The organism is Spirosoma migulaei (assembly GCF_054776855.1).
Window position 1 is genome coordinate 615,268 of record NZ_BAAHBG010000002.1, and the last position, 23,878, is coordinate 639,145.

Here is a 23,878-nt window from a genome sequence, read left to right on the forward strand (position 1 = left end):
AGGAGGTTTACGAAAGCAGTATTTATTCTGGGGTTATCCTGCAAATCGGTACAAACGCATGAACGACAACGAATTGAAGGCCCTTATTTCGCTCTTAGACGACGAAGATCAGGAGGTTGTAGAGCATGTTGAACAGCGAATTCGGCAAATGGGTGGGCAAATGATCCCACTTTTAGAAACCGAATGGGAGGGAAGTTTCAATTCCACGCTACAAAAACGAATCGAAGAAATTATTCACGATCTTCAGTACGAGTCTGTATTGGATCGGATGCGCGACTGGAAAAATGGTGGCGCCATGGACTTGTTGGAAGGGCTCTGGATCGTAGCTACCTATCAGTACCCTGACTTATCGCTTAACAAACTCAGGCAGGATGTAGAGCAATTGTTCTACGACGTTTGGGTGGATTTTAAAGCCGATATGCATCCCGACGAGCAGATTAAGGCGATGAATACTGCCTTTTTCTCCAAACTGAAGTTTGCGCCAAACACAAAGCATTTTCATTCGCCAGCTAACTCAATGATCAATCAGGTACTCGAATCGCGTCGGGGAAATCCAATTACGCTTTGTGTACTGTATATGCTCATTGCCAAACGATTGAATCTGCCCGTTTATGGCGTGAATCTGCCGAACCTGTTTGTACTTACGTATAAAAACAACAGTGGCGTTCAGTTTTATATCAATGTCTTTAACCGGGGTCTGGTGTTCACGACAAAGGATATTGACCAGTATATCGATCAGTTAAATATCAAGCGCTTAGAAACTTTCTATCAGCCTTGTACCAATGCAGATATTGTTCGGCGGGTATTGCGCAACCTAACGCTGGCCTTTGAGAAGAATGGGGATACCGAACGAGTTCAGGAGGTAGAACAGATTCTTAATGCTGTCCGGGATGATGGCGATGGATTGCCGCTATCGGATTATACGCAACGGTGAGAATAATGTTAAATGTATAATGGTTAATGTACAATGAATAATGAAAGACGTAACCGCCATTATTCATTGTACATTAACCATTATACATTTAAAACTAAAACGCCACTGCCAACAGGCCTGGTCCCGCTTGAAAACATCGGATTGTCAGTTGTTCTTCATGATCAGGTAAGCGCACATGGCCAATGAGTTCTTCGGCACCATCGGTAAAGGGCTCAACATGCAGATGCTCGCGGAAGGTTAGCTGGCGTTTTCCATAAAGTTTATATAGTGCTTCTTTAGCGCACCAATAAACAGCCAGACGATTAGGGTCATTTGCGGCATGCGTATTTTCTTCTGCTGATAAAACGCGTGGCACTACCCGCTTAAACTGCTCTCGAATAGGCTCAATATCGATACCCACGGGCCGGGACCGATGCAGTACCGCAGCCGCCCAGCCGCTCGTGTGCGAGAGTGAAATATGCCAGGGTGTTCCAATCAGCGAAGGCTTGCCGAACTCATCCTTTTGTAATCCCCGGTATAGTAAACCCTGTGCTTCGGTCAACTGCCGGATGGCTACCCGACACGCCAGCCATTCAATTCGTTGAGAAGGATGGGTAATACGGGCCAGCTCTTCCCGCTCCACGATGGTTAATGGCAAACCTAGCCGGAGCATTGGTTCGTCTTCTGTAATGGCACGGAGTACCAAAACACAGTCATCGTTTATGTTTATTTGTAAACTCACAAGCCAAAAGTCGGAAGTCGTTCGACAAAAAGAAAGGTTTAGCGACCTTTGGCTGTCAACTTTGATAACTTAGGGTCAGAAATCTGGTCCATGAAGTTAGTATACATAGCGAATTATGCCCGCTAGACTTATCAATAAAGTGATTGTAGAGAAAATAGATACATTTGGAGGGCATCGGGAGCCCGTTTACACACTTGAACGTGACTTCTCGGCCAATCAGTTTTTTTCAACCGGCGGGGATGGGCAAGTTGTACGATGGCGATTAGACCGCCCTGATTTAGGAGAGTTGATCGCTACCGTACCCGCATCGGTTTATGCACTTGCTCTGTATCCAAACAATGGATTATTATGGGTTGGCCAGAATTATGAAGGTATTCATGTAATTGACTCTGTACTTAAGCAAGAAGTAGCCTCGCTGAAATTAACATCTGCTGCCATTTTTGATATAAAATTCTATAAAAATGATGCCTTTGTCGCGCTGTCAGATGGCGTAATTGCGATAGTAGATGCCGACAAGTTGGTGATAAAAAAACATTTGAAAGCATCGGATCAATCGGCACGATGTATAGCCGTAAATCCGGTAGAGCGCGAACTGGCCGTAGGGTATAGTGATAATGCGGTACGTATTTTTGATTTAATGACCTATACGCTTAAGCGCATTATTCCAGCGCATACGAATTCTGTCTTCACACTTACCTATTCTCCTGACTTCCGCTATCTATTAACGGCCGGGCGTGATGCCCATTTGAAAGTATGGGATGTAGAGAAAAATTATGCGTTACATAATGATATTGTGGCGCATATGTTTGCAATAAATCACCTGACATTCAGCCCAGATGGCCGCTTACTGGCAACGGCAAGTATGGATAAATCCATTAAAATCTGGGATACCGAAACGTATCGGTTGTTAAAAGTAGTGGATCGAGCCCGGCATGCCGGACATGGTACATCCATTAATAAACTCCTGTGGACTGATACACAACAGCTCCTTTCGGCCAGCGATGATCGTACGATTTCGGTATGGAAATTGAACGCATAGTCTGGTACAGGCTAGGAATAGCCTATTTTTCGGCCTATTTTTTGTAAAATCCGTAGAATGGCTGTTATTTCACCTTTATCTGACAATCAGTAACTCATTAAAACACGAAGCGCACCAATGAAAATTACGCCCATTGAAATCCGGCAACACACATTTGAAAAAGGGTTGCGCGGTTATAGAACCGAAGATGTTGATGCCTTTCTGGTTTCACTCTCTCAGGAATGGGAGCGTGTAACCGGCGAATATAAAATGTTGAAAATGCAGCTTGAACTGGCTGAAAAAGAGCTGGGCAAGTTGAAAGAAATTGAAATGACCCTGTTCCGTACCCTTAAATCGGCCGAAGATAACAGCGCGCAGATTACGGAACAGGCTAATACGGCCGGTGAAAAATACATTAATGAAGCCAAGCAGAAAGCTGACGATATTCTGGCCGATGCCCGAAAGCGTACGGCTCTGATGGTTCAGGATGCTGAAAATCAGGCGCGCTATTTGAAAGATAATATCCTGAATGACCTGAAATCGTTAGAACACGATTTTAAGGCACTGGAGGGCTATAAAGATAACTTGGCGGCTCAAATTCGTACCCTTGCCAGTAATGCGGTGGATAGTGTGGAGCGCTTCGAGAAAAAATTCAGCAAGCAAAATCTGAAGGGGAAAATCGACGAGGTGTCTTCGCAAATTCAGGATGAATTGAAGCAGAACGACGATACTGCGAAGAACGAAACACCCGTTGAAGCTTCTGCCGAACCCGTTGGCAGCGATGCGGCTGATTTGCCCCCGCTTATTGAACGGGACAAGTTTATTCCAGAGGCTATTCCGGAAGATAATGAGCTGTCTGAAAAAGTAGACGAGGCCATTCAGGGTACTCAGTCAGAAGCTGGTCAGGCTGTTGAGGATGTAGACTCTGCTATCGAGCATACACCTGAGTCTGTATTGGCCGAAGTAAATACAGCGGAACCAGAGTCGGCAATAAACGAAACGACAGAGGAACCAGAGCCTAAAAAAACCGGCTCATTTTTCGACCAGATTTAATGCTGGTAGAATTGCGTCTTAACTTATGGGAACAATCGCTTTAGAAGGGCTTGAGTTTTTCTCCTACCACGGTTTTTACGATGAGGAGCAGAAAATTGGCAACAAGTATTCGGTTGATATAATTGTAACCGCCGATTTCTCGGAGGCCGCCCGGCGCGATAGACTGAGTGCTACAGTGAACTATGAAGATTTGTATCGGATTACGTTCGCTGTTATGCAGCAACCGGCACGGTTACTCGAACATATAGCCCATCAAATCATTCAGGAAATACGCGCAAAATACGCCGATCTAGAGGCTGTTGAAGTGAGTGTATCCAAATTTAATCCGCCCATTGGTGGCGTTTGCCACCGGGCAAAGATTACGTTGAAAGAATAAAGTACTAGGAGCGAGGAGGTAGAAGTGAGGAGGGCTGACGCGTCTGTGTTTTCGCGTCAGCCCTCCTCACTTCTACCTCCTCGCTCCTAGTACTTGTATTAAACTGCCTGCTGTAAACCAGCAAATGAAATAGCCATGTGTGAGGCATCGTAAATGCACTCGCCGTTACGAATCAGCAACACCTGGGGCGACTCATGCTCAACCCCAAATACACTTTCGATTTGTCGGGATATTGGCTTATTAGCCAGTAAGTCCAGGTAGTACGGCTTAACACCAAGCTGGTCGTTCCAATTACGCTCCATACGACTGAGCGCCATATGGCTTATCGAACAACTTGTGCTATGCTTAAAAATCAGAATTGGGTGCTTTACCGACTCTGCTTTAATGGTATCAAGTTGAGCTTCGCTCGTTAGTTTGTTCCAGTTCATTGTATCAACATACATTCTGTTGGCGTAAAAGCATTTTTGATGCTAAAAAGTTCGTTAATTCTCAGGTGTATAACGGAGCTTCTCCGCCATTTCGGGCGAGACAGCTTCTGAATAAACACCATACGCATCAACTAATGTTCCTTTGTTCCCATTCTTTGCTTCAATCGCATATAATACGGTCTCATCACCGGGGTCAGTCATGCCCTCAAAGCGGTAGACATCAACGATATCGAAGTCGGCGGGCCGTAGTTCAATATCGTCGGGCTGGCAATGTAAGTGATCGTGTTTTAGGTTATAATCCTGAGTAAAACCCTCCTGGCGGAGTCCGTCGAGCGCTTCGGTAAGTGTGTCGTAGGTTTTCATGAATCGGCGGTTTGATTGAGAGTGTGTAGCTTTGTTAGTAAACTAACCGCATAATAGCTTGTTTTCGGGATTCTATAATACAGGTATTTTTGTTTTTCAGCAATTTGTACGCCTGGCCGCTTCGGTTAACCCAAAAGCGCGGAAATGGGTTGACGGTCGGCGTGACTGGACGACTAAATTACATCAGCAATTCGACGGTAACAAACAGTCTATTGCCTGGTTTCATGCGGCCTCGCTGGGTGAGTTTGAGCAGGGGCGACCCGTTATCGAAGCATTTCGGACGCAATATCCAGACTATAAAGTTCTGCTTACCTTCTTTTCACCATCGGGTTATGAAGTACGTAAAAACTATGAAGGCGCTGATTGCATCATCTATTTACCTGCCGATACGCCCGGCAACGCCCGTCAATTTGTTGCGATCGTAAAGCCTTCTATTGCGTTTTTTATTAAGTATGAATTCTGGTACAATTATCTCCGTGAGTTGAAACAGGCTAATGTTGCAGTCATTTCATTCTCGGCCATTTTTCGTCCTGATCAACTCTTTTTCAAACCTTGGGGTAGTTTTTATAGAAACTTACTCAGGTATTTCGATCATATCCTGGTTCAAAACCAGGAGTCGGTTGATCTGTTAAAAAGCATTGATATTACCCAGGTCACACTTGCAGGCGATACGCGCTTTGACCGGGTAGCACAGGTGGCGGCTGCAAAGAAAGAAATCCCCGTAGCCGCTGCATTCAAAAATAGTAAACCGTTGCTTGTTGTGGGCAGCGCCTGGCCGGAGGACATGGATGTGTTGATTCCATTTTTGAACGCGTTCGACAAACCTCTGAAGGTAATTATTGCGCCCCACGAGATTCATGACGCCGAAATCGAACGCTGGCGGGCACAGCTCATAAAGCCTTCGGTGCGGTTTTCGCAAACCGATGAAGTCAGCGTTACGCAGGCCGATATTCTTTTCATTGACAATGTTGGAATGCTAACGTCACTGTATCAATACGGCGAGTTTGCCTACATTGGCGGGGCCTTCAAACAAGGATTGCACAACAGCCTGGAAGCCGCCACCTTTGGTGTACCGGTGTTTTTTGGCCCTGACTACGCTAAGTATCAGGAAGCTGTTGATCTAGTGAATGAAGGCGCAGCCTTTCCAATCAGCAGCACAACGGACTTATCAGTTGCTTTCTCCAGACAGTATACCGATTCATCAGAAGCAGCCCAGATAAGCCGCAATTATGTGCTAAGGAACATTGGCGCGACAGGGAAGGTTATGGATGTGGTAAAATTCTTTCTAAACACGGAGAACACAGAGAAATTCACGGAGCGCACAACGTAATTAGTTCTCCGTTTTCTCTGCACACTTTTCTCTGTGCCCTCTGTGTTTAAACTATTATGCAAAAAGGCTTAGTCATACGTTCCACCGGCTCCTGGTACGAAATTCGTAACACAGACGGGCATATTTTTCAGGGTCGGCTGAAAGGTAAATTCAAATTAAAAGGCCTGAAGGTTACTAACCCCATTGCCGTAGGTGATTGGGTCGTATTTGAGGTTGAAGATGAAGCCGAAAATACGGCGGTCATTTCGGACATTTCGCCCCGAAAAAACTATATCATTCGCCAATCTGTCCATAAAACGGCGCACGGGCATATTCTGGCTGCCAATCTCGACCAGGCTATCATGTTGGCAACGCTGGCTATGCCCCGTACATCGCTGGGTTTCATTGATCGGTTTCTGGTATCGGCAGAATCATTTCGAATTCCAATTACCATTGTATTCAATAAGGTTGATATCCTGAATGACGAAGGGCTGGAATACCAGCAGGAAATCATGGATTTGTACGAGCGAATTGGCTATAAATGCATAGCTACTTCGGCCACTGAAGGAGAAGGCGTCGAAACATTTCGGCAGCTATTGGACCAAAAAGTTACGCTTTTATCGGGGCATTCGGGGGTGGGGAAATCCTCGCTTGTGAATGCTATTGCGCCCGAATTAAATCTTCGGACCAATGAAGTGTCTTCGTTTGCCAATAAAGGCGTGCACACAACGACCTTCGCCGAGATGTTTGAACTGGCTCCCAATACGTACATTATCGACACGCCGGGGATAAAAGAACTGGGCCTGATGGATACCTCGAAGGAAGAGGTCAGCCATTATTTCCCCGAAATGCGGGATCGCCTGAATCAGTGCCGTTTTCACAATTGCCTGCACTTCAACGAACCCGGCTGCGCCATTAAAGAGGCTGTCGCCGAGGGCGAAATCGCCGAAAGCCGCTACATGAGCTACCTGAGCATGATTGAGGGCGGAGATAACCGGCGGTAATTGTAATAGTTAATGAATAATGGTTAATGTAAAATGAATAATGGTTAATGGAGCTACCTGCATACCCATTATACATTTTACATTAACCATTATTCATTAACCATTAATTCGTCATGGCCGCCAGCAAATCAGCTTGTGTAATGATGTGTACCTGCTCTTTTTCGTCGCGGACGAGCAGCGCTTTGTTATCACGGTCAATCAGCGATGAGAGGGCGTCTATGGTGTTATCCAGACCCACAAACTTAAAGGGCTTGTCCATGACTTCACTGACTGGGTGATCCTTTACCGCTGGGTCTTCGATCAGCCGATTTAACACGGTTGAATCGGTCAGGCTGCCAACGATATGCCCATTCTCGTCCGTAACCGGAATCTGCGAAATGCTGTGCCGATTCAATACCTGAATGGCCTGACTCACGGATACGGCCGTACCGATGGTTGTTAGCTGCGACTGGCGATTTGAGCTGCTGCCGTTTTTGTGATGAATGATGTCGCGGGCGGTTTTAAAGGCACGATCTTCCAGAAAACCGTGATCCTTCATCCAGGTATCGTTGTAAATCTTGGCGAGATAGCGCGTACCATGGTCGGGTAGCAGAATCACCAGTACATCCTCGTCGGTGAGGTTTTCCTTGGCCCATTCCAGTGCGCCATGCACCGCCGTACCGCATGACCAACCTACAAATAAACCCTCTTCGCGGGATAGCCGACGGGCCATGATGGCCGCATCTTTATCGGTAACTTTTACGAAGTGATCAATGACACTAAAATCGACGTTTTGCGGCAAAATGTCTTCGCCGATGCCCTCTGTCAGGTACGGATATATTTCGCCTTCGTCGAAAATGCCTGTTTCCTTGTATTTCTTAAAGACGGAGCCGTAGGTGTCCAGGCCAATGGATACTACATCGGGGTTCTGTTCTTTCAGGAATTTCGATGTACCGCAAATGGTGCCGCCGGTTCCCACGCCAGCCGCGAAGTGGGTGATTTTTCCGTCGGTATCGCGCCAGATTTCGGGCCCGGTGGTTTCGTAATGCGCGGCCGTATTGGCGGGGTTATCATATTGGTTAGGATAAAGCGAGTTGGGTATATCCCGATTGAGTTTCTTGGCAACGGAGTAGTACGAACGCGGATCGTCGGGCGCAACGTTTGTGGGGCAAACAACAACTTCTGCGCCAACAGCCCGCAGAATATCGATCTTCTCCTGCGATTGTTTGTCGGCCATCGTAAAAATGCATTTGTAGCCTTTTCCAATAGCCGCCAATGCCAGTCCCATACCCGTATTGCCACTGGTGCCTTCGATGATAGTTCCTCCTGGTTTTAATACGCCCCGCGCTTCAGCATCCTCGATCATGCGTACGGCAATGCGGTCTTTCACCGAATTGCCGGGGTTAAAATATTCGACTTTCGCCAGAATTGTGCCCCGAATGCCTTTCGTGACTTTGTTGAGTTTCACCAGAGGGGTATTGCCAATGGTGTCGATGATGGAATTGTAGTAGTTCATGTTGATGAACTGGCATTGAAGCCAGGATATAGGGTTCAGTTCTGTGGTTTATACCGATAACGCCAGAAGGAGGAAGTTCGTTTGAGGAATTCCCTTGTCAGCAATCTCAACCTATCCAACGATTCGTCAGCAATTTATACCTGTTCAGCTAGCATTTTCGCTTGCTCATGCATACGTCTGTTTATGAGCGTTTTACCACGGTATACCTTTGTTCTGTTCCTTTTATAAACAACAACTACTAAAACATCATGAAAACGTTTGTTCAATCTTTAGTGACTGCCTTGCTCCTGAGCACGGCCACATTCGCATCACCTGCGACTACAACACCAACCAAATCGGCGATGGCGCCCGTTACGACAAATTCGTACAAAGTGGCCGTTTTCCCATCATCAAAACCATCCCGACTGAATGTTTTCGTGGAGCGGACGCCAGGTCAACCAATGATCATTTCGCTGAAATCGACTGATGGTACATTGCTGGGAAAGCAGTTGGTTGGCAAAAAGCAGGGTAATGTCCGATTTCAGTTCGACTTATCGGAACTGACTGATGGCGATTACAAAGTTGAGATTACGTCTGGCACCGATGCAACGGTTTATCCGGTTAAACTGTCGACTCAACCAGCCCAGACAGCAGCCCGCACCATTACGCTCAACTAATTGAGAGGTGGTTTTTATATAACAGCCACGGTCATGAGGCCGTGGCTGGTTTTTGGTGTTTCCAGATCCTGTAGGGATCGAATGTTTATAGAAACAGGACGCCCATTGATTAATTGGCATGCCGTAGGTATGCAATATTCGGAATGGGTTGCATACCTACGGCATGCTTGATCACGCATAGGAGGCCGTTTTCTATAAACATACCATACCTACGGCATGGAACGGGCGGACTAATTTAATGGCTTTAGTTCTTTTCTACTTGCTATACTGAGCTAGAAAGGCTGTTACCTGCTTATGAAAATGGGCAAAACTGCGGGATTGCTTGGCGAGCTCGTTGAAGTCTGCAGATGTTGCTATTTTTTCGGCTACACGGTCCATATTAGGGCCATTGTCTTTGGGGCCATACAGCAACTTTTTCAATTCACTTTGATGCTTACTTTCCTGGCTGTTCTCGAGAAATTTTTCGGCTAAACCAATTTTATAAGCCTGGTAGGCCAACCATTGTTCGATAGCCTGAACTGTGACAAAATGGACAATTCGGTTTCCATAATTTTTATGGGTTTTACCTAATGCCTTTAGTACCAGATCACACTCGGCCGTGTGTTTAGGCTGCTCTCGTTCATAGTCTACGGCATCTAGGTCAACACCTATTACAATCAGTTGGTGATTTTGTAAAATTGCAGTTGTGGATATTGGCTCTGCCTCTTTCAGTACTTTTGATTTACCTGCATTTTGCCCTTTGAAGCCCAGTTTACTCCGCACTGCCTGAATTTTATATTGTTCGGCTATTAATCGTAAGTAAGTCGGTATGAATGCGTATTCTGTATATCCTTCGGCAATAAGTGTATAATCGAGCCGCTTATTTGTCTTCATAGCTCATCTGATGGAACACCACCTATTAAACCATAAAGCCAGTTCTCCCCCAAATTAGATGTAAGGTCGATTTTATCTAAACCCAATTCTTCACTCTTTCTGTCTGTTACATCAATAATGTCTTTTTGGAGATTTCGCACGTAAGTAGCTCCATCGTCGTCTTTGTCGAAGACAAATACGGATTCTGGAATTGTCGAGAACGTATTAACAATGTGCTCGTTATGAGTTGTTAAAATTACTTGAATGTCTTTCTCCTCTGCTAATTGGAAAATAAGCTTCATGACTTCCCAGATACGGCGTGGATGAATGCCTTTTTCTGGTTCTTCGAGAAGAAGAAGTTTAGGGGGATTGGGTTGGTTTATGATGCATAGGAGGGCAAGAAAGTATAAAACTCCTTCGGATACTTCATCAGCCCGGTAACTATTTTCGTCTTTGTCAAAAAAACGTAATCCCAGCATACTTTCATTTCCAACTTTTACGGGTGGTAAAGTGAAATAGGCAATTTCAGGAATACATTTAGTTAGATCATCTTGGATTTTTTTTGCATTCCGTTTGAAATTGCTATCGACATAAAAATAGAATGAAATTAAGTTTGAGCAGTCTGCCGATAATTCTACTTGATCTGCTGAAAATTTTACTTGCTGAACAAGTTTTGACGGGTCTGGTCTATAAATCTTAGTATTAATAAATTCAAAAAACTCTCTTCTAGAAACATTAGGACTTAAATTTTCTATTTTTTCATTGAACTCATCATCTATAAACCAATCATCAAATATGTTTTCAATCCTTTGCTGCCCAGGTTCAATTTGAATAACTGACTTTTGAATACAGTGATATAAACTCACGTTCTTTGCGCTATTACTTCTCATCATATACCCATTAGATTCAGGTAAATAGTCAAACTCATAAGTAATATCTACCCTTTTGTGTTTATGGCTTACTGCTTCTAAAACGTCGATATTTTGAGATCTTAAACCGTCAAAAGAAAACGACTCCAGCGCCTTCAAGAAATTCGTCTTACCCGAGTTATTCGGGCCGATTAGCAAATTGACTTTTTGAAGCTCGAGTGTGACGTCTTTTAGGCTCTTGAAGTTCTGGATGGAAACGCGCTTGAGCATGGTTGTAAAGTTATTTGTGGGCAAGTTAAGTAATTCCTTTACTTGCCCATTTCGGTAGATCGCATCAACACGGTGTTGTCGGGGTCGATGGCGACGGAGCCGGGTTTGGTTGCCAGCGGAATCGTGAATGTCTGGGTTTGCTCGGTCATGGTCAGGCGGGCGGTTCGGGTGAGTTCGCGGCCGTTGCTATCGCGGATGCTGAATGTGAGCGGTACGACAAAAAACGCGCCCGTTCGCTGTGCCTGCCGAACATCAATCACCAGAGCCTTTTTAGTGGCGTCGTAGCTTGAACCCCACACAAGTTCAGGATAGCCGGGTTGATAGAGCCATTGCTGGAAAAACTGCCCTAATTTCTTGCCCGAGGCCGTTTCCATCACAGCCTGCAAATCGCTGGATTGGGCGTTGCGGTTGCGGTAGGCTGCATAATAGGCGCGAATCCCTTTCCAGAATGCCTCATCACCGATTTCATTCCGGAGCATGTGCAGCACCCAGCCGCCTTTCTGATAGGAGTTCGGGTTCAGTAAATCCATCAGGTTCGTCGTGGTCGAATCAACAACGGTGCCTTTGGGTTTTAGGGCTGAGAACCGGAAAATCTGGCCTTTGTTCTGATTCAGTACCGCGTTGAGGGTGTCTTTTCCGTAAGCATGTTCGAGGTAAAGGGCTGAAAAATACGTGGCAAAACCCTCGCTTAACCAAAGCTGTGACCAGTCGGATTCGGTAGCTGAGTTGCCAAACCACTGGTGGGCGATTTCATGCGCCAGTAGGGCTTCCACATCCGAATCCTTATGCCCCACAATCACTTTCTCGTTGTAGAAAATGCAACTGGCGTTCTCCATCCCCCCAAAAATCGTAGTGGATTCCACGTTGGCCAGTTTCTCGTAGGAATAGGGACCAATCTTGTCAATAAAGTATTGCAGAATTTCCTTTGCCGGACGATAGTCAATAAAGCCTTTCTGGCTATCGTTGGGATATAACCAGCTTTGCACGGGTACTCCACTCACCGAGCCAACTTCCTCCACCGCAAATCGGGCGGCACCAATGACCATTACTTTCGTCGGAATGGGCGTACTCTCCTGCCAGCGCGTTAGCTTTCTGCCGTTCGGTAGGTTGCTTTCGTTTACGAATTTGCCGTTGGCAATGACCCGATAGGTAGCGGGTGCATTGACTGAAAATGAACAGGTTGCTTTGTCGGAAGGGTGATCCACGACGGGTAGATAATTTCGGGCGTTGTTCGGCCAGTTGTCGCCAAAAAATGTGCGCTCACCAAACTTGTTTTGACTAATGATCAGACCTTTTGCTGGAGTGCCTTCGTAACGAATAATCAGCTCCGTTGGTTGATTGGGAGCGGCAGGCAGGTTGATAAACACCCGGTCGTTGCGCTGGCTGAATGGTGTTGCTTTTCCATCAGCAAGACTCACCGAACGCACTTTCATGCCCGCCGACCCGTCGGACCGTTGCGCAGAATCTGATTTAGGGCTAATCAAGTCGAACCAGACGGTTTGACGGTCGTCGGCGCGGGTAAAGCGAATGGTAGTTTCTCCCTTAATCTGGTTGGTCGAATCGCTCAGCGTGAGCGAGAATGCATAATTTTGAACATCAACGCCGGGCTGTGTGTACCGGGCTAAGTTGCCCGGTTGCTGGCACTGAACGGCCGACGTAATTAAAACGAACAGGGTAACCAGTATTGCTTTCTCTTTTTTCTTCATGCTCCGTTTACTCCTTAATTTCCTGACACAGTTCAATCAAAACGCCATTGGTGCCTTTGGGGTGCAGGAAACACACTAATTTATTGTCGGCTCCGCGTTTGGGGACTTCGTTCAAGACAGTAAACCCTTCCGATTTCAGCCGGGTCATTTCAGCCTCAATGTCATCTACTTCAAAGGCTATGTGGTGGATTCCTTCCCCTTTTTTCTCCAGAAATTTTGCAATCGGACTATCAGGGCTCGTTGCTTCTAGGAGCTCAATTTTGGTCTGGTTTACTTGAAAGAAGGAAGTAGTTACCCCTTCGGCCGCAACTGACTCGGCTTTGTAGGGCGCTACATTCAATAACTTCGTAAATAAGTCATTCGACGCGGCAATGTCGCGAACGGCGATGCCGATGTGTTCGACGTTAGTAAGCATGTGTTCTAAAGAACTTTTCCGTTTGGCCGAAAGTTATAGAGAAAGCATTGATATGCGTCAACATTGACTCGATTACGACTATGGTTACGGTTTCAGAAATTGCCAAAAACAAAATTGTTGAACTACGTCAGAAGGATGGCCTGGCCGAAAATTACGCCATTCGTGTAGGCGTACAGGGTGGCGGTTGCTCGGGCCTGATGTATGATCTTCAATTCGATGCTACGCAGCAACCAACCGACCACGTTGTTGAAGATAAAGGCGTTAAGATTCTGATAGATCGCAAAAGCCTGCTTTATCTGGCCGGTACCGAACTTGATTTTTCGGACGGTCTGAACGGCAAAGGATTCCAGTTCAAAAACCCCAACGCCAGCCGTACTTGCGGTTGCGGTGAAAGTTTCGCCGTCTGAAACCGCACGGGCGGCCCCGCGGGATTTTTGTGATTTGACTGAATTTCTTGATTTTATGAAGAAGCTAACCTCGAACGGGTTAGCTTCTTCGTTTTTTGTGCCTTATTGCACATGATTCCTGTAATACAAAATCATAGTCAGTCAGTTAAATCACAAAAATCCCGGTTATGAACGCCAAGCCCGTTAGCCATTCCCGCACGACACTTACCGAACTGATGATTCCATCTTATGCCAATTTTGGCGGCCGTGTGCATGGGGGTATACTCCTGTCGCTGATGGACAAGGTGGCTTATGCCTGTGCGGCTAAACACGCGGGTCAGTATTGTGTAACGGTTTCCGTCGACGGGGTTAATTTTCGGCAACCGGTTGAGGTGGGGGAGCTGGTTTCGCTGATGGCTTCGGTTAACTATGTCGGCCGAACGTCGCTTGTCGTGGGCATTAAAGTTATATCCGAGAATGTGAGAATAGGCAGTGTAAAGCACACCAATACCAGCTATTTCACAATGGTGGCGAAAGACGATCAAGAAAAACCGACCGAGGTGCCACCGCTCCTGCTCGAAACATCTGATGACATTCGCCGTTTTCTGGAAGCGATGAAACGCAAAGAGCTTCGGATCATGAACGCCGAGTATTTTCACAATGCCAAGACGCAGATGCTGATCGATGAAAGTGTTGATAAATTAGTGAATGAGCGTTGTGAACTGGCGGATGGTCTAAGCTTGAATTTATAGTAATTTTTGTCATTCCGACCTTAGCGGGGCGGCCCGTGCCGAGGAATCTCAAGCTTGACCATTATGAAAATTGAGATTCCTCGGCACGGGCCGCCCCGCTAAGGTCGGAATGACAAAAATTATAGCTCCCCCCGCACAATCTTGGCCCCAGCCACCATGTTCATCAGTTTTTGTTTGGCGGCCCAGCGGGCGGTTTGGCTCAACCCACAATCGGGGGCAACAGCTAGTTTTTCGGCGGGAACATAGGGAAGGCATTTGCGAATGCGCTCAGCTACGTCTTCGGGGGTTTCGATATAGTAGCTTTTTACGTCGATAACCCCTACAGCTACGTCGAACTTCTCGGCGAAGCGCTCTAGTAAATTCACTTCCGAGAAGTTCAGGATGGTCATTTCAGAATGAAGCTCATCGACCGTCATATCCAGAAAATCTGGGAGCATGGGGGCAATGGTTTTCTTTCCCACCGACCGGCCTTTGTAGTTGCCAAAGCACAGGTGCATGGAAAGCCGTGTTTTACCGACGCCCGGTGCTACCGTCCGGTTGAAAATATCCACAAAACGTTTGGTATCCTCCCGATACGCATAGCACGACATTGAGGGCTCGTCCACGCAAATCTCGGGCACACCCAGCTCAACCAGCGTAGCAATCTCCTTGTTGACAAGAGGCAACAAGGCTTCCGTTACTTCCCATCGGTCTTTGTACAGGCTACCTGGCAATAATCGCCCACTGAGCGTGTATGGGCCTGGAATGGACACTTTAATGCCCTGCCCTACGGGGGCCAGCCGTTTCAGGCGCAGGTATTCTTCAACAACGCCCAAGCCGTTAGGGGCAGTCAGTGGTTCAACGATGTTATGTTTTCCTCGCTGGTCGTGTGCGGGCGGTCCAAACCGACGCAATTCAGTCTCGTTGTTCTGAATACCATTGATATAGCCATAAAACGACAGATTGAAGTCGAAGCGGGTTTGCTCGCCATCGGTGATGACGTCTAAACCCGCGGCTACCTGATCGTGAACGGATGCAACAACAGCATCTTCAATCATTTCATTGATGTCGGCGGGGCCAAACTGCCCGAGATGCTGGCTGGAAAATTCGAGCCAGCCCGGAAAGGGCATTGATCCGACTACGGTGGTTTTTATGGGTACGGGCTGCACGATGGTAAAGGAGTTTAGGAGGTTAAGCTAAGTAATGAATAATGAATAATGATGAGTAGGTAACGCCCTACTAAACAGAAACCTTTTACATTATCCATTATTCATTATCAATTATTCATTTATTTATAGTTAAACGGTTTTTGATAGTTTCATAGCTACAGGGTCCCAGTTAATTACCTTTCGCTGGGCGGCACTGAGGTTGGCGGCTAAGGATGGGGCCGCGGCCCGCAAGCCAAATTCGGCATCTTCTTTCACCAACGCCGGGTTATTTTCCCGGATAGCATTGAAGAACACAATCATGTGATCGAGCCGATCGTCGTAGCCGTCGGGTGCGTTGAAGGTAACAGCGGGTTCATTCTGCACTTGACGGGTAAATTGCCCGGCGGGGTATTTCTGGTCGTATTGCCGAATAAATTCCTCCTGCATAGCCTGCGGATAGGTAAACAAGGCGTCGTAGCCCTTGCTATACATGGGGGCATTGGGTCGCTTGAGCCGGTTCAGAACGAAGGAGTTCCAGCCAATATCAATCACGCCTTCTGTACCAACCAGGCGGGTATGAATATCTCCCCCAGCACCCGTTGCCAGATTGACACGCATTACCAGGGAGAATGATGCGTTTTTATCAGTTTTGGGATAGTTTATCAGGGCAGTAACGAGGTCATACGCGTCGCGCCCATCTTTCCAGTAATTCAGATCGCCAAGTGCGTAGATGCTGGTTGGGCCCAGGCTGCCCGTTACGGTATGCAATCCAGTTAACAAGTGCACAAACAAATCACCTGCTACCCCCGTGCCATAGTCGTTGTAGTTGCGCCACCGAAAGAAGCGCTCAGCCTGAAACGGTCGTTTGGGCGCATCGCCCAGATACGTAGCCCAGTCCACGTCTTTGGGGTTAAGATTTGGTGGTATGGTGTACTGCCAGGCACCAAGCGCATCGGTTCGATCTAAAAATGCTTCGACCGATGTCAACTCACCAATGTCGCCCGCTTCGTAGCGTTTTTTTGCTTCGAGGATGGCCGACGCACTAGCTCGCTGGCTACCCACCTGAAATACCTTACCCGACTTTTTATGTGCAGCAATAACGGCATGGCCTTCCTCGATATGGTGAACCATGGGCTTCTCACAATAAACATGTTTGCCTGCATTCAGAGCCGCAATGGAGATATGGTCGTGCCAATGGTCGGGAACGCAAATCAGAACAGCATCTACGTCTTTTCTCGCCAGGATCTCGCGATAATCACGGGTCGTGAAAAGATCATTTCCCCACACTTCTTTAGCCCGAACTAATCGGGGTGCGTATAAATCCGCCACTGCCACCACTTTCGTGCCGGGTACTTTTAGAGCGCAATCGAGATCATAATGGCCAATGATACCTGCACCAATAAGGGCAATATTGATCGTATCAGCTGCCGATCGAGGTTTAACAATTTCGATCAGGCTCTCGCGAAAATTTCGATCTGTAGGAGAAAGGTTTTCGGCACCGGCCAGGGTTGCTCCTCCTGCCAGCAGAGCTGACGTGCTACCAAGCTGGCGGAGGAATTTTCGACGTGAATGCATAGGGTAAGGAGTAGGTCAGGTCGCCTAGGTGGGCAATCCTGAAAGGCAAAAGCACTTTCTTCCGGGCTTTTAACTAGTCGACGGTATATTCCCACCACAGCATATCTTCAATCTGGTCAAATAACCGGAAACCATTCTTTTCCAGTACTTTCTGCGAGGCTACATTATCGGCCGTTGTGTCGGCTACTACGCGCAACACGCCGGGCTGCTGGTTTGCCCACTTCACTAACCCGCTCACCATTTCGGTCATGTACCCCTTTCGATGAAAGGCTGGATAGGTTCCATAGCCAATCTCAATTGTTCCGGTTTCATCAGGCTCGCCCTTAAACTTCGCTTCGGCTACAAACTGCTGGTTCTGGCGATCAATAGCCAGCCATAGGGTATGATAGAGTGGATTAAAGGTGGGGTCCTGTAAGCGGGGTATGGTAAAATACTTGATAATGCTTAACACCGGTTCCACAGCTTCTCGATGGCCTTTCTTTAAGCCTAGCGTAGCTTCCAGTTGGTGGTTATCCGCAATATGGAGCCGAATTTGATGAAGATTCAGCGGAATTAACGTCAAACGGGGTGTTTCGATCATGGCAGATGACTTTCATACTTGGCCTTCACTAACACTCCAGCCCCCATCAACGGTGAGCACCTGGCCAGTTGTAAAGGCTGAATAATCAGACATGAAATAAACGGCTGCTCCATCCAGATCGTCGGGATGGCCGATACGTCCGCCATCAAGAGGTTGCTTGGTTTTGGTAAAGGCCAGGATTGTATCGTCATTTGTGGCTCGTTGGGCCATTGGGGTCTCGACCAGTGCCGGCGCTAGTACATTAACGCGAATGTTATCATTGGCATAATAGGCCGCCACCGACTTCGTGAAGCCAATCACGGCCGATTTCATGGCTGCGTAGGCATGGGTTGCAAAATAAGTGGGTGAGGGCCGGGACCCTAATACAGAACCCATATTCAGAATAACACCGCCACTACTCTGTGCCCGAAACGCCCGGACAGCCGCCTGATTCGATAGCATCAATGACGTCAGGTTAAGGTTAACCGTGTAATTCCAGCCATCAAGCGTAATATCATGAAGAGGACCATCACCGAACCGTCGGCCACTGCCACCGGCTACGTGATATAAACCATCGAAACCACCGAAAATCTGCTGACATAGGGCAATGGCTTTTGGTGCTGTTTGTGGGTCGGAGGCATCCCCCGACATGGCCAGTCCATTGCCATCGAGCTGTTTTTCGGCTTCTGTGCAACTTTCTGAATTACGCCCAACGACAACCACCTGTGCTCCCTCCCGCACGAACGCCAGCGCAGCCGACAGGCCCATACCTGTTGTTCCCCCGATGACGACAATCTTTTTATTTTCTAACCACATGGCGATATTGGATAATCGAATTGGAATTTAATCATGCAAGAAACGAAATAGGTTGGCTATCGGCAACCCGTCTGTAGTTTTATATAGCTTATGGTGATATTCAAGTAAATGAACAATAAGTATAGGGGCAAGCAGTGCTAAACCACTTGCCCCTATTTATATGGCTTACACAATATCCCGTTCAATAATCTTTCCGCTGGCTTTCTCTTTCAAAATCACCTTGTTTCGGCCGTCGTGGGTCATTTCCTGTTTGATCAGGTAATGATCCGCATCGTACTCAACCAGCGTCGATTCGGGTTTGAGGCCTTCCTGTCCGCGCCAGACGGGTAAGTGTACTTTTTCCCACTGCTTGGTTTCGGCCGATTTGTAGGCTGCGTCCAGTACGGCGTTTACCACGTAGCCATCGTAGAACGTTTCGGCGGGGTCACGGCCTTCTTCCTGCGATTTGAACATGTCGGTAAACATGTGATTATAGCCGAGGTCATTTACTTCATCGCCAACGGGAAAGAGCCAGCCCGAATTGGATTCGGCTTTTTCGGCTATATAATCACCCCCTTTGCCGGTTGTGAACATCTCGAAGCCCGTCCGCAGGAAGTTATTGATCCAGATCGTGCCTTCGGTTCCCATCACTTCGTCGCGAAGGTCCATACCACCCCGGAACGTCCAGCTTACTTCAAACTGGCCAATGGCTCCATTTTCGTACTTCACCAAGGCAATGGCGTGATCTTCGGCGTCGATGGGTTTTACCTGCGTAGCGGCCCAGCACATGACCTCAACAGGTTTTACATCTTTTCCGATAAAATTCCGGGCTATTTCAACGCAGTGACAACCTAAATCGAGCATGCAACCGCCACCGGCCTGCTCTTTGTCCCAGAACCAGTCGGAGTGAGGGCCGGGGTGGGTTTCGCGTGATTTCGCCCAGAGAATTCGGCCGAGAGCGCCATTTTTGACGCTCTCCAGCGATTTCAGGAACTTAGGCGTGTAGCAGAGGTCTTCCAGATAACCGGCAAAAATTCCCGCTTCTTCAACGGTTTTCATCATACGCAGGGCTTCTTCGCCCGTACGGCCTAGCGGCTTTGTACAAACCACTGATTTCTTGTGTTTCGCACACAAATTGACCGCCGTTTCGTGGATGTTGTTGGGCAGAGCGATACAAACCATATCCACATCAGGATTGGCAATGATTTCTTCCATATCGGTCGACGCAAACTCACAGCCGTAGTCGGCTTTAAATTTATCGGCAGTTTCCTGGCGACGGGCATAAATGGCTACCACTTTGTCGCGGCTGCGCTGACCGTGGATGGATTCGGCATAGAAGCGGCCAATGAAGCCGCCCCCAAGCATGGCAATACGTTGCATAAAGGTTCAGGTAAAAGGTTAATCCGTACTTTCGTAACACTAAATAGCTACAATCTCGACTGATAACGCCATTCATGCCCAACTTTTTTGACATCCATACCATTTTCTTTACGTTATGGGATTACCCCATGAGTTATCTAGAGTTCTTCGGTGTGGTCAGTGGATCGGCAGCTACCTGGCTGGCGGCCAAAGCGCATGTCTGGAGTTGGCCCATTGGAGCCGCCAGTGTACTGCTTTTTTTCTTTCTGTTCTATCAGATCCAGCTGTATCCAGATATGTTTTTGCAGGTGTTTTTCTTCGTAACCAACCTACAGGGCTGGTGGCGCTGGACACACCCAACCGTTGATGAAGCCGATCAACGGAATGAACTTCGCATTACCCGGTTAGTAGGACGCCCGTTGGTACTGGTCTTGCTTGGTGGTGTGGTGGCTACCGGAATCATGGGCACGTTTGCGCAGAATCTGCATGTCTGGTTTCCGGTCATGTTTAGCAAACCCAGCGCTTTTCCGTATCTGGATTCGTTCACGACGGTTATGAGCATTATTGGTACGTTTATGATGATCCATAAAAAGCTGGAATGCTGGTGGGTATGGCTGGTCATTGATATCATCAGCACGTATATGTACTTTAATAAGGGCGTGAAGCTGGTGGGCGTGGAGTACGCTATTTTCTGTCTGATTGCCTTTCAGGGCGCCTGGCACTGGACACGGGAGTACCGAAGCTATCCGGTACAAACCGTTTTAAAGTAGCCTCTCTGGCTAGTCAAGCTTTCGGCGATGTGTCGCGACAACCTTTCGTTGGGTTCTGGGGTCTAGCTGAATGAACACAATCGATCGTTACCAATGAAACACATTATATTTATCCTGTCTGTATGGACCGTTCTGGCTTGTTCTAAATCAGATACATTAACGCCAATGGATAATCTAGTAGGCACCTGGCGATTAACTTCTTATTGCAAGCCTGCCAGTGGGTCAACCTGTACGGCTGTCACGGTACCTACTACCCAGAGTGTGTATGTCTCATTTGGAAAGAATGGAACCTTTACGGAATCGTATGAAAATACGAAACCGGGGGAGTATAGTTTTCTGGGTTGTGGTAGTGGTAAATACGTTATCGAGGGAGATAATGTACGAATTACGGCTTTATGTATGTCTTCTCTAGGAGGGAAGCTAATGCCCGTGGTTTCGATTACTGCGAAGCAACTTGTATTGAATCCATTTGGTACGGGTGAGTATATTTTTGTCAGGTAGCATGACAACGGGTCTGGTTTTTGGGAAGTTTATGCCGGTCCACACGGGGCATCTGGCGCTAATTGAATTCGCCCGAAAGCAATGCGATCAACTCATCGTGTCGATGACCATTTCGCCCGATGACATAATTTCTCCTGATCTCCGATTTCAATGGCTGACGGAATTACTAGCTCCTTATTCTACCATAGAGGTTGTTGCGGAAACGAATGAGTTTCACGATCCAACCTTGCCGTTGTGGGAGGTTACCAAATTGTGGGCCGCTTTTATTAAACGACGTTTTTCGGAAGTGAGCGTGTTTTTTTCGTCGGAGGACTATGCGATTCCCTTAGCGCATCATTCGGGGTTACGGCACGTTTCCTTTGATCCTCCTCGCCAGCAGGTTCCTGTTTCGGCTACGCTGATTCGGCAACAGCCAGCCCGGTACTGGGAGTTTATTCCAGCTATAGTACGTCCATATTTCGTTAAAAAAATATGTTTGTACGGCCCCGAGAGCGTTGGTAAAACCACGATGGCCTGCCAGTTAGCTGCCGACTACCATACGATTTTTGTTCCCGAAATGGCTCGTGATCTGATTACCTCCAACGAGTTTACACTAGACGATTTTGTGCGAATAGGCTACGCACAAACGGAAGCCGTATGGCAAGCGGAGAAACTGGCAAACCGGGTTCTATTTTGCGATACGGACGTTATTACAACGCAGATCTACTCGGACGTTTATCTGCATGACGTGCCGCCTGTATTGTATGAATTGGAGCGTCAGGTACACTATGATGCCTATATTCTGTTAGCTATTGATGTTCCCTGGGTTGCCGATGAGCTACGCGATCAGGGACATCGCCGATCTGAAATGCAGGCTCGCTTCCGAGAGGAGCTTGACCGCCGGAACTTACCTTACTATTTTGTAAGTGGCTCATATTCAGAACGCATGGATACAGTAAGTAGAATTACGCAAAAGCTGCTCTATGGCGCTTAATCCAGTCAATAAAATAGGACGTTTTTTAGATTGTCAAGTATAAAGCAAAAATTATTAATTATGATTATTTAAAGAATTTTAGCCTATAACCCATTGATAATTATGATATTACTAATATTGTACTATAATTTTGCGGTAGAAACCAAACAGTAAACCTCTATGGCAGTTGCCAAACAATTTCTAAAAAGCAAACCGCTTGCAAAAGTAACGTTTGAATTGTCGGCTGAGGCCGTCAACGGCGCAAAAACGGTCGCTCTGGCCGGTGAATTTAATAGCTGGGACCCTAGTGCCCAGGTTCTGAAGAAGCAGAAAGATGGTTCGTACAAAACGACCGTTGAACTGCCAGTGGGTGGCGAGTATCAATACCGCTACATTTTAGATGGTACGACCTGGACGAACGATTGGGCTGCTGATAAATACGTAGCCAGTGGCGTTTCTAGCGATGAGAACTCTGTTGTTGTTCTCTAAACAAGACATTTACTGAATACGATAAATGGGTAACCAGGCTGGTCAGTAGACCACTGATTACCCATTTATCATATTCAGTCTATTAGTCCTTCACAACCGACCGAGACGGTCGGCGCTACACGGTAAAGCTGTCAGACTCGACGTAGGCTTTGATCAGAGCCACTTCGCCCTCTTTTCCCTGTTGGGATTTGCCATGTTCCATACCAAAAATGAACTCCTTATTCTCGGCTTTCTGTTTCTGGTAAATGTGTTTGAATACGTTTTTATAATTGATTTCACCCGTGGTTGGCTCGTTGCGGCCCGGATTGTCGCCAATTTGAAAATAGCCAATTTCACTCCAGCACCAATCGATGTGCGGAATAATGTGCCCTTCGTTTTTTTGCATGTGATAGATATCGAATAGAATCTTACACGAAGGACTATTAACCGCCCGACAAATTTCATACGTCTGGTCGGAGGTGCGCAGAAACAGGTTGGGCGTATCGCTCAGTGGTTCCAGTACCATGGTTAGGTTACCCGCTGCCAGAATGTCGGCTCCCCGGCGAAGGGCGTCAATTACGTTACCGGTCTGGATACCAATTGGCAGTTTTCGCTCGAAATCGCCAGGTACAACCGTAGTGAGTTTTGTGTTACACCGTTTGGCTGTTTCAACGGCTTTTTTGCAGCCATTCAGGAAAATATCGATGTACTCCTGCTTCCCGGCAGCGAGGGTATTTTGCCCGTTACCGCCTTTATCGAGTACGAACACGCCCATGGTTATTCCCAGGCGGGCCATCTCTTCACCCAGTTTGGTTTGTAAGGCAGGGTCGCGGCCCATCATGCCGTTGTCTTCCATTGCTGTAAAACCCATGTCGGCCATGAACTTTAACTGGTCGATGAGGTCTTTGCCCGCGCTGTTTTCAAACATGCCAAAGTGCGGGGCATATTTGAGCTTGAAGTTATTCTTAGCCAGAAAATTAGGCTGAGAATGCCAGTTCTCGGCTAGTGATTCGCCCGAAACGGCGGCACCGGTCAGGCCTAAGCCAGCTGCGCCAAAAGTTGATTTTACGAAGTTGCGTCGTTGCATAGTAAGGGGAACCGGGATTTAGCTGATTTAAGGATTTTCTGGATTTTGTTTTCTGGATTCGCTTCAAAGAAGCGCAAG

27 protein-coding genes are annotated in these 23,878 nt (G+C 47.2%); 13 read left to right on the forward strand and 14 right to left on the reverse strand.

Going from position 1 to position 23,878, the window contains the following annotated elements:
* The first annotated feature begins 58 nt into the window (after window positions 1–58).
* Entirely contained in the window at window positions 59–934 is an 876-nt protein-coding gene (locus tag ACYVGO_RS03790; protein WP_142770497.1) for a transglutaminase-like domain-containing protein, read from the forward strand.
* A gap of 94 nt (window positions 935–1,028) precedes the next feature.
* On the opposite strand, the gene ACYVGO_RS03795 is transcribed toward ACYVGO_RS03790, so the two are convergent.
* Window positions 1,029–1,586 (reverse strand): 4'-phosphopantetheinyl transferase family protein, encoded by a 558-nt coding sequence (locus ACYVGO_RS03795; RefSeq protein ID WP_460967797.1) that lies wholly within the window; start codon window positions 1,584–1,586, stop codon window positions 1,029–1,031.
* 184 nt (window positions 1,587–1,770) lie between these two features.
* Here ACYVGO_RS03795 and ACYVGO_RS03800 point away from each other — a divergent pair, with 184 nt between their 5' ends.
* The 3 genes from ACYVGO_RS03800 (at window position 1,771) to folB (ending at window position 4,102) form a co-directional block, all read left to right on the forward strand.
* Window positions 1,771–2,694: a WD40 repeat domain-containing protein gene (locus ACYVGO_RS03800; protein WP_460967630.1), complete on the forward strand. Its 924-nt coding sequence runs from the start codon at window positions 1,771–1,773 to the stop codon at window positions 2,692–2,694.
* A gap of 117 nt (window positions 2,695–2,811) precedes the next feature.
* On the forward strand, window positions 2,812–3,726 hold the full coding sequence (locus ACYVGO_RS03805) for a DivIVA domain-containing protein (protein WP_460967632.1): 915 nt from the start codon (window positions 2,812–2,814) through the stop codon (window positions 3,724–3,726).
* Between the two features lie 25 nt (window positions 3,727–3,751).
* On the forward strand, window positions 3,752–4,102 hold the full coding sequence (gene folB / locus ACYVGO_RS03810) for a dihydroneopterin aldolase (RefSeq protein WP_142770500.1): 351 nt from the start codon (window positions 3,752–3,754) through the stop codon (window positions 4,100–4,102).
* 98 nt (window positions 4,103–4,200) lie between these two features.
* Here folB and ytxJ read toward each other — a convergent pair whose 3' ends face one another.
* A complete protein-coding gene (ytxJ, locus tag ACYVGO_RS03815; RefSeq protein ID WP_460967799.1) occupies window positions 4,201–4,530 on the reverse strand; it encodes a bacillithiol system redox-active protein YtxJ in 330 nt (109 codons plus the stop codon).
* 54 nt (window positions 4,531–4,584) lie between these two features.
* Window positions 4,585–4,893, reverse strand: a complete 309-nt coding sequence (locus ACYVGO_RS03820; protein WP_142770502.1) for a phosphoribosylpyrophosphate synthetase — start codon at window positions 4,891–4,893, stop codon at window positions 4,585–4,587.
* A gap of 58 nt (window positions 4,894–4,951) precedes the next feature.
* On the opposite strand from ACYVGO_RS03820, the gene ACYVGO_RS03825 reads away from it, so the two are divergent.
* Both ACYVGO_RS03825 and rsgA read left to right on the forward strand, forming a co-directional pair.
* A complete protein-coding gene (locus ACYVGO_RS03825) occupies window positions 4,952–6,223 on the forward strand; it encodes a 3-deoxy-D-manno-octulosonic acid transferase (RefSeq protein WP_460967635.1) in 1,272 nt (423 codons plus the stop codon).
* 56 nt (window positions 6,224–6,279) lie between these two features.
* Window positions 6,280–7,206, forward strand: coding sequence for a ribosome small subunit-dependent GTPase A (gene rsgA / locus ACYVGO_RS03830; RefSeq protein ID WP_210422430.1), 927 nt, complete (start codon window positions 6,280–6,282; stop codon window positions 7,204–7,206).
* A gap of 103 nt (window positions 7,207–7,309) precedes the next feature.
* Here rsgA and ACYVGO_RS03835 read toward each other — a convergent pair whose 3' ends face one another.
* Window positions 7,310–8,701 (reverse strand): cystathionine beta-synthase, encoded by a 1,392-nt coding sequence (locus tag ACYVGO_RS03835; RefSeq protein ID WP_460967636.1) that lies wholly within the window; start codon window positions 8,699–8,701, stop codon window positions 7,310–7,312.
* 248 nt (window positions 8,702–8,949) lie between these two features.
* On the opposite strand from ACYVGO_RS03835, the gene ACYVGO_RS03840 reads away from it, so the two are divergent.
* On the forward strand, window positions 8,950–9,357 hold the full coding sequence (locus ACYVGO_RS03840) for a hypothetical protein (protein WP_460967638.1): 408 nt from the start codon (window positions 8,950–8,952) through the stop codon (window positions 9,355–9,357).
* Window positions 9,358–9,612: 255 nt separating this feature from the next.
* Here the strand turns inward: ACYVGO_RS03840 and ACYVGO_RS03845 are convergent, their stop codons facing one another.
* From ACYVGO_RS03845 to mce, 4 genes are read right to left on the reverse strand one after another with little or no spacing between them, the layout of a single operon-like run.
* A complete protein-coding gene (locus ACYVGO_RS03845; RefSeq protein WP_460967640.1) occupies window positions 9,613–10,230 on the reverse strand; it encodes a hypothetical protein in 618 nt (205 codons plus the stop codon).
* Window positions 10,227–11,348, reverse strand: a complete 1,122-nt coding sequence (locus tag ACYVGO_RS03850) for an AAA family ATPase (protein WP_460967642.1) — start codon at window positions 11,346–11,348, stop codon at window positions 10,227–10,229. Before ACYVGO_RS03850 ends, ACYVGO_RS03845 begins: the two co-directional genes overlap by 4 nt.
* Window positions 11,349–11,386: 38 nt before the next feature.
* Window positions 11,387–13,054: a M1 family metallopeptidase gene (locus ACYVGO_RS03855; RefSeq protein ID WP_460967643.1), complete on the reverse strand. Its 1,668-nt coding sequence runs from the start codon at window positions 13,052–13,054 to the stop codon at window positions 11,387–11,389.
* A gap of 7 nt (window positions 13,055–13,061) precedes the next feature.
* Window positions 13,062–13,469 (reverse strand): methylmalonyl-CoA epimerase, encoded by a 408-nt coding sequence (gene mce / locus ACYVGO_RS03860; protein WP_460967645.1) that lies wholly within the window; start codon window positions 13,467–13,469, stop codon window positions 13,062–13,064.
* Window positions 13,470–13,549: 80 nt separating this feature from the next.
* Here mce and ACYVGO_RS03865 point away from each other — a divergent pair, with 80 nt between their 5' ends.
* Window positions 13,550–13,876: a HesB/IscA family protein gene (locus ACYVGO_RS03865; protein WP_142770511.1), complete on the forward strand. Its 327-nt coding sequence runs from the start codon at window positions 13,550–13,552 to the stop codon at window positions 13,874–13,876.
* Between the two features lie 167 nt (window positions 13,877–14,043).
* The gene (locus ACYVGO_RS03870; protein ID WP_460967646.1) at window positions 14,044–14,607 is read left to right on the forward strand and encodes an acyl-CoA thioesterase; all 564 of its coding nucleotides are present in this window, start codon (window positions 14,044–14,046) and stop codon (window positions 14,605–14,607) included.
* A 119-nt stretch (window positions 14,608–14,726) separates the two neighbouring features.
* On the opposite strand, the gene ACYVGO_RS03875 is transcribed toward ACYVGO_RS03870, so the two are convergent.
* From ACYVGO_RS03875 to ACYVGO_RS03895, 5 genes are all read right to left on the reverse strand, one after another.
* Entirely contained in the window at window positions 14,727–15,755 is a 1,029-nt protein-coding gene (locus tag ACYVGO_RS03875; RefSeq protein ID WP_460967648.1) for a methionine synthase, read from the reverse strand.
* Window positions 15,756–15,884: 129 nt separating this feature from the next.
* A complete protein-coding gene (locus ACYVGO_RS03880; RefSeq protein WP_460967649.1) occupies window positions 15,885–17,309 on the reverse strand; it encodes a Gfo/Idh/MocA family protein in 1,425 nt (474 codons plus the stop codon).
* 73 nt (window positions 17,310–17,382) lie between these two features.
* On the reverse strand, window positions 17,383–17,889 hold the full coding sequence (locus ACYVGO_RS03885; RefSeq protein ID WP_460967651.1) for a GNAT family N-acetyltransferase: 507 nt from the start codon (window positions 17,887–17,889) through the stop codon (window positions 17,383–17,385).
* Between the two features lie 12 nt (window positions 17,890–17,901).
* Entirely contained in the window at window positions 17,902–18,684 is a 783-nt protein-coding gene (locus ACYVGO_RS03890; RefSeq protein WP_142770516.1) for an SDR family NAD(P)-dependent oxidoreductase, read from the reverse strand.
* A 165-nt stretch (window positions 18,685–18,849) separates the two neighbouring features.
* Window positions 18,850–20,043, reverse strand: coding sequence for a Gfo/Idh/MocA family protein (locus ACYVGO_RS03895; protein WP_142770517.1), 1,194 nt, complete (start codon window positions 20,041–20,043; stop codon window positions 18,850–18,852).
* A gap of 74 nt (window positions 20,044–20,117) precedes the next feature.
* On the opposite strand from ACYVGO_RS03895, the gene pnuC reads away from it, so the two are divergent.
* From pnuC to ACYVGO_RS03915, 4 genes are all read left to right on the forward strand, one after another.
* Window positions 20,118–20,792, forward strand: a complete 675-nt coding sequence (pnuC, locus tag ACYVGO_RS03900) for a nicotinamide riboside transporter PnuC (RefSeq protein ID WP_460967653.1) — start codon at window positions 20,118–20,120, stop codon at window positions 20,790–20,792.
* Between the two features lie 93 nt (window positions 20,793–20,885).
* Entirely contained in the window at window positions 20,886–21,293 is a 408-nt protein-coding gene (locus ACYVGO_RS03905) for a lipocalin-like domain-containing protein (RefSeq protein ID WP_460967655.1), read from the forward strand.
* 1 nt (window position 21,294) lies between these two features.
* Entirely contained in the window at window positions 21,295–22,266 is a 972-nt protein-coding gene (locus tag ACYVGO_RS03910; protein ID WP_460967657.1) for an AAA family ATPase, read from the forward strand.
* A 159-nt stretch (window positions 22,267–22,425) separates the two neighbouring features.
* Complete coding sequence (locus ACYVGO_RS03915) at window positions 22,426–22,734, forward strand: isoamylase early set domain-containing protein (protein ID WP_111344898.1); 309 nt, start codon at window positions 22,426–22,428, stop codon at window positions 22,732–22,734.
* Between the two features lie 115 nt (window positions 22,735–22,849).
* Here the strand turns inward: ACYVGO_RS03915 and ACYVGO_RS03920 are convergent, their stop codons facing one another.
* A complete protein-coding gene (locus tag ACYVGO_RS03920; protein ID WP_142770521.1) occupies window positions 22,850–23,800 on the reverse strand; it encodes a hydroxypyruvate isomerase family protein in 951 nt (316 codons plus the stop codon).
* Between the last annotated feature and the right edge of the window lie 78 nt (window positions 23,801–23,878).

Coding starts and splice junctions, on each gene's coding strand:
- pnuC (WP_460967653.1), top strand. CDS start 20,118: ATGCCCAACTTTTTTGACATCCATACCATTTTCTTTACGTTATGGGAT.
- ACYVGO_RS03790 (WP_142770497.1), top strand. CDS start 59: ATGAACGACAACGAATTGAAGGCCCTTATTTCGCTCTTAGACGACGAA.
- ACYVGO_RS03800 (WP_460967630.1), top strand. CDS start 1,771: ATGCCCGCTAGACTTATCAATAAAGTGATTGTAGAGAAAATAGATACA.
- ACYVGO_RS03805 (WP_460967632.1), top strand. CDS start 2,812: ATGAAAATTACGCCCATTGAAATCCGGCAACACACATTTGAAAAAGGG.
- mce (WP_460967645.1), bottom strand. CDS start 13,469: ATGCTTACTAACGTCGAACACATCGGCATCGCCGTTCGCGACATTGCC.
- ACYVGO_RS03890 (WP_142770516.1), bottom strand. CDS start 18,684: ATGTGGTTAGAAAATAAAAAGATTGTCGTCATCGGGGGAACAACAGGT.
- ACYVGO_RS03865 (WP_142770511.1), top strand. CDS start 13,550: ATGGTTACGGTTTCAGAAATTGCCAAAAACAAAATTGTTGAACTACGT.
- ACYVGO_RS03870 (WP_460967646.1), top strand. CDS start 14,044: ATGAACGCCAAGCCCGTTAGCCATTCCCGCACGACACTTACCGAACTG.
- folB (WP_142770500.1), top strand. CDS start 3,752: ATGGGAACAATCGCTTTAGAAGGGCTTGAGTTTTTCTCCTACCACGGT.
- ACYVGO_RS03840 (WP_460967638.1), top strand. CDS start 8,950: ATGAAAACGTTTGTTCAATCTTTAGTGACTGCCTTGCTCCTGAGCACG.
- ACYVGO_RS03845 (WP_460967640.1), bottom strand. CDS start 10,230: ATGAAGACAAATAAGCGGCTCGATTATACACTTATTGCCGAAGGATAT.
- ACYVGO_RS03910 (WP_460967657.1), top strand. CDS start 21,295: ATGACAACGGGTCTGGTTTTTGGGAAGTTTATGCCGGTCCACACGGGG.
- ACYVGO_RS03920 (WP_142770521.1), bottom strand. CDS start 23,800: ATGCAACGACGCAACTTCGTAAAATCAACTTTTGGCGCAGCTGGCTTA.
- ACYVGO_RS03885 (WP_460967651.1), bottom strand. CDS start 17,889: ATGATCGAAACACCCCGTTTGACGTTAATTCCGCTGAATCTTCATCAA.
- ACYVGO_RS03880 (WP_460967649.1), bottom strand. CDS start 17,309: ATGCATTCACGTCGAAAATTCCTCCGCCAGCTTGGTAGCACGTCAGCT.
- rsgA (WP_210422430.1), top strand. CDS start 6,280: ATGCAAAAAGGCTTAGTCATACGTTCCACCGGCTCCTGGTACGAAATT.
- ACYVGO_RS03835 (WP_460967636.1), bottom strand. CDS start 8,701: ATGAACTACTACAATTCCATCATCGACACCATTGGCAATACCCCTCTG.
- ytxJ (WP_460967799.1), bottom strand. CDS start 4,530: ATGAACTGGAACAAACTAACGAGCGAAGCTCAACTTGATACCATTAAA.
- ACYVGO_RS03855 (WP_460967643.1), bottom strand. CDS start 13,054: ATGAAGAAAAAAGAGAAAGCAATACTGGTTACCCTGTTCGTTTTAATT.
- ACYVGO_RS03795 (WP_460967797.1), bottom strand. CDS start 1,586: ATGCTCCGGCTAGGTTTGCCATTAACCATCGTGGAGCGGGAAGAGCTG.
- ACYVGO_RS03895 (WP_142770517.1), bottom strand. CDS start 20,043: ATGCAACGTATTGCCATGCTTGGGGGCGGCTTCATTGGCCGCTTCTAT.
- ACYVGO_RS03850 (WP_460967642.1), bottom strand. CDS start 11,348: ATGCTCAAGCGCGTTTCCATCCAGAACTTCAAGAGCCTAAAAGACGTC.
- ACYVGO_RS03820 (WP_142770502.1), bottom strand. CDS start 4,893: ATGAAAACCTACGACACACTTACCGAAGCGCTCGACGGACTCCGCCAG.
- ACYVGO_RS03905 (WP_460967655.1), top strand. CDS start 20,886: ATGAAACACATTATATTTATCCTGTCTGTATGGACCGTTCTGGCTTGT.
- ACYVGO_RS03915 (WP_111344898.1), top strand. CDS start 22,426: ATGGCAGTTGCCAAACAATTTCTAAAAAGCAAACCGCTTGCAAAAGTA.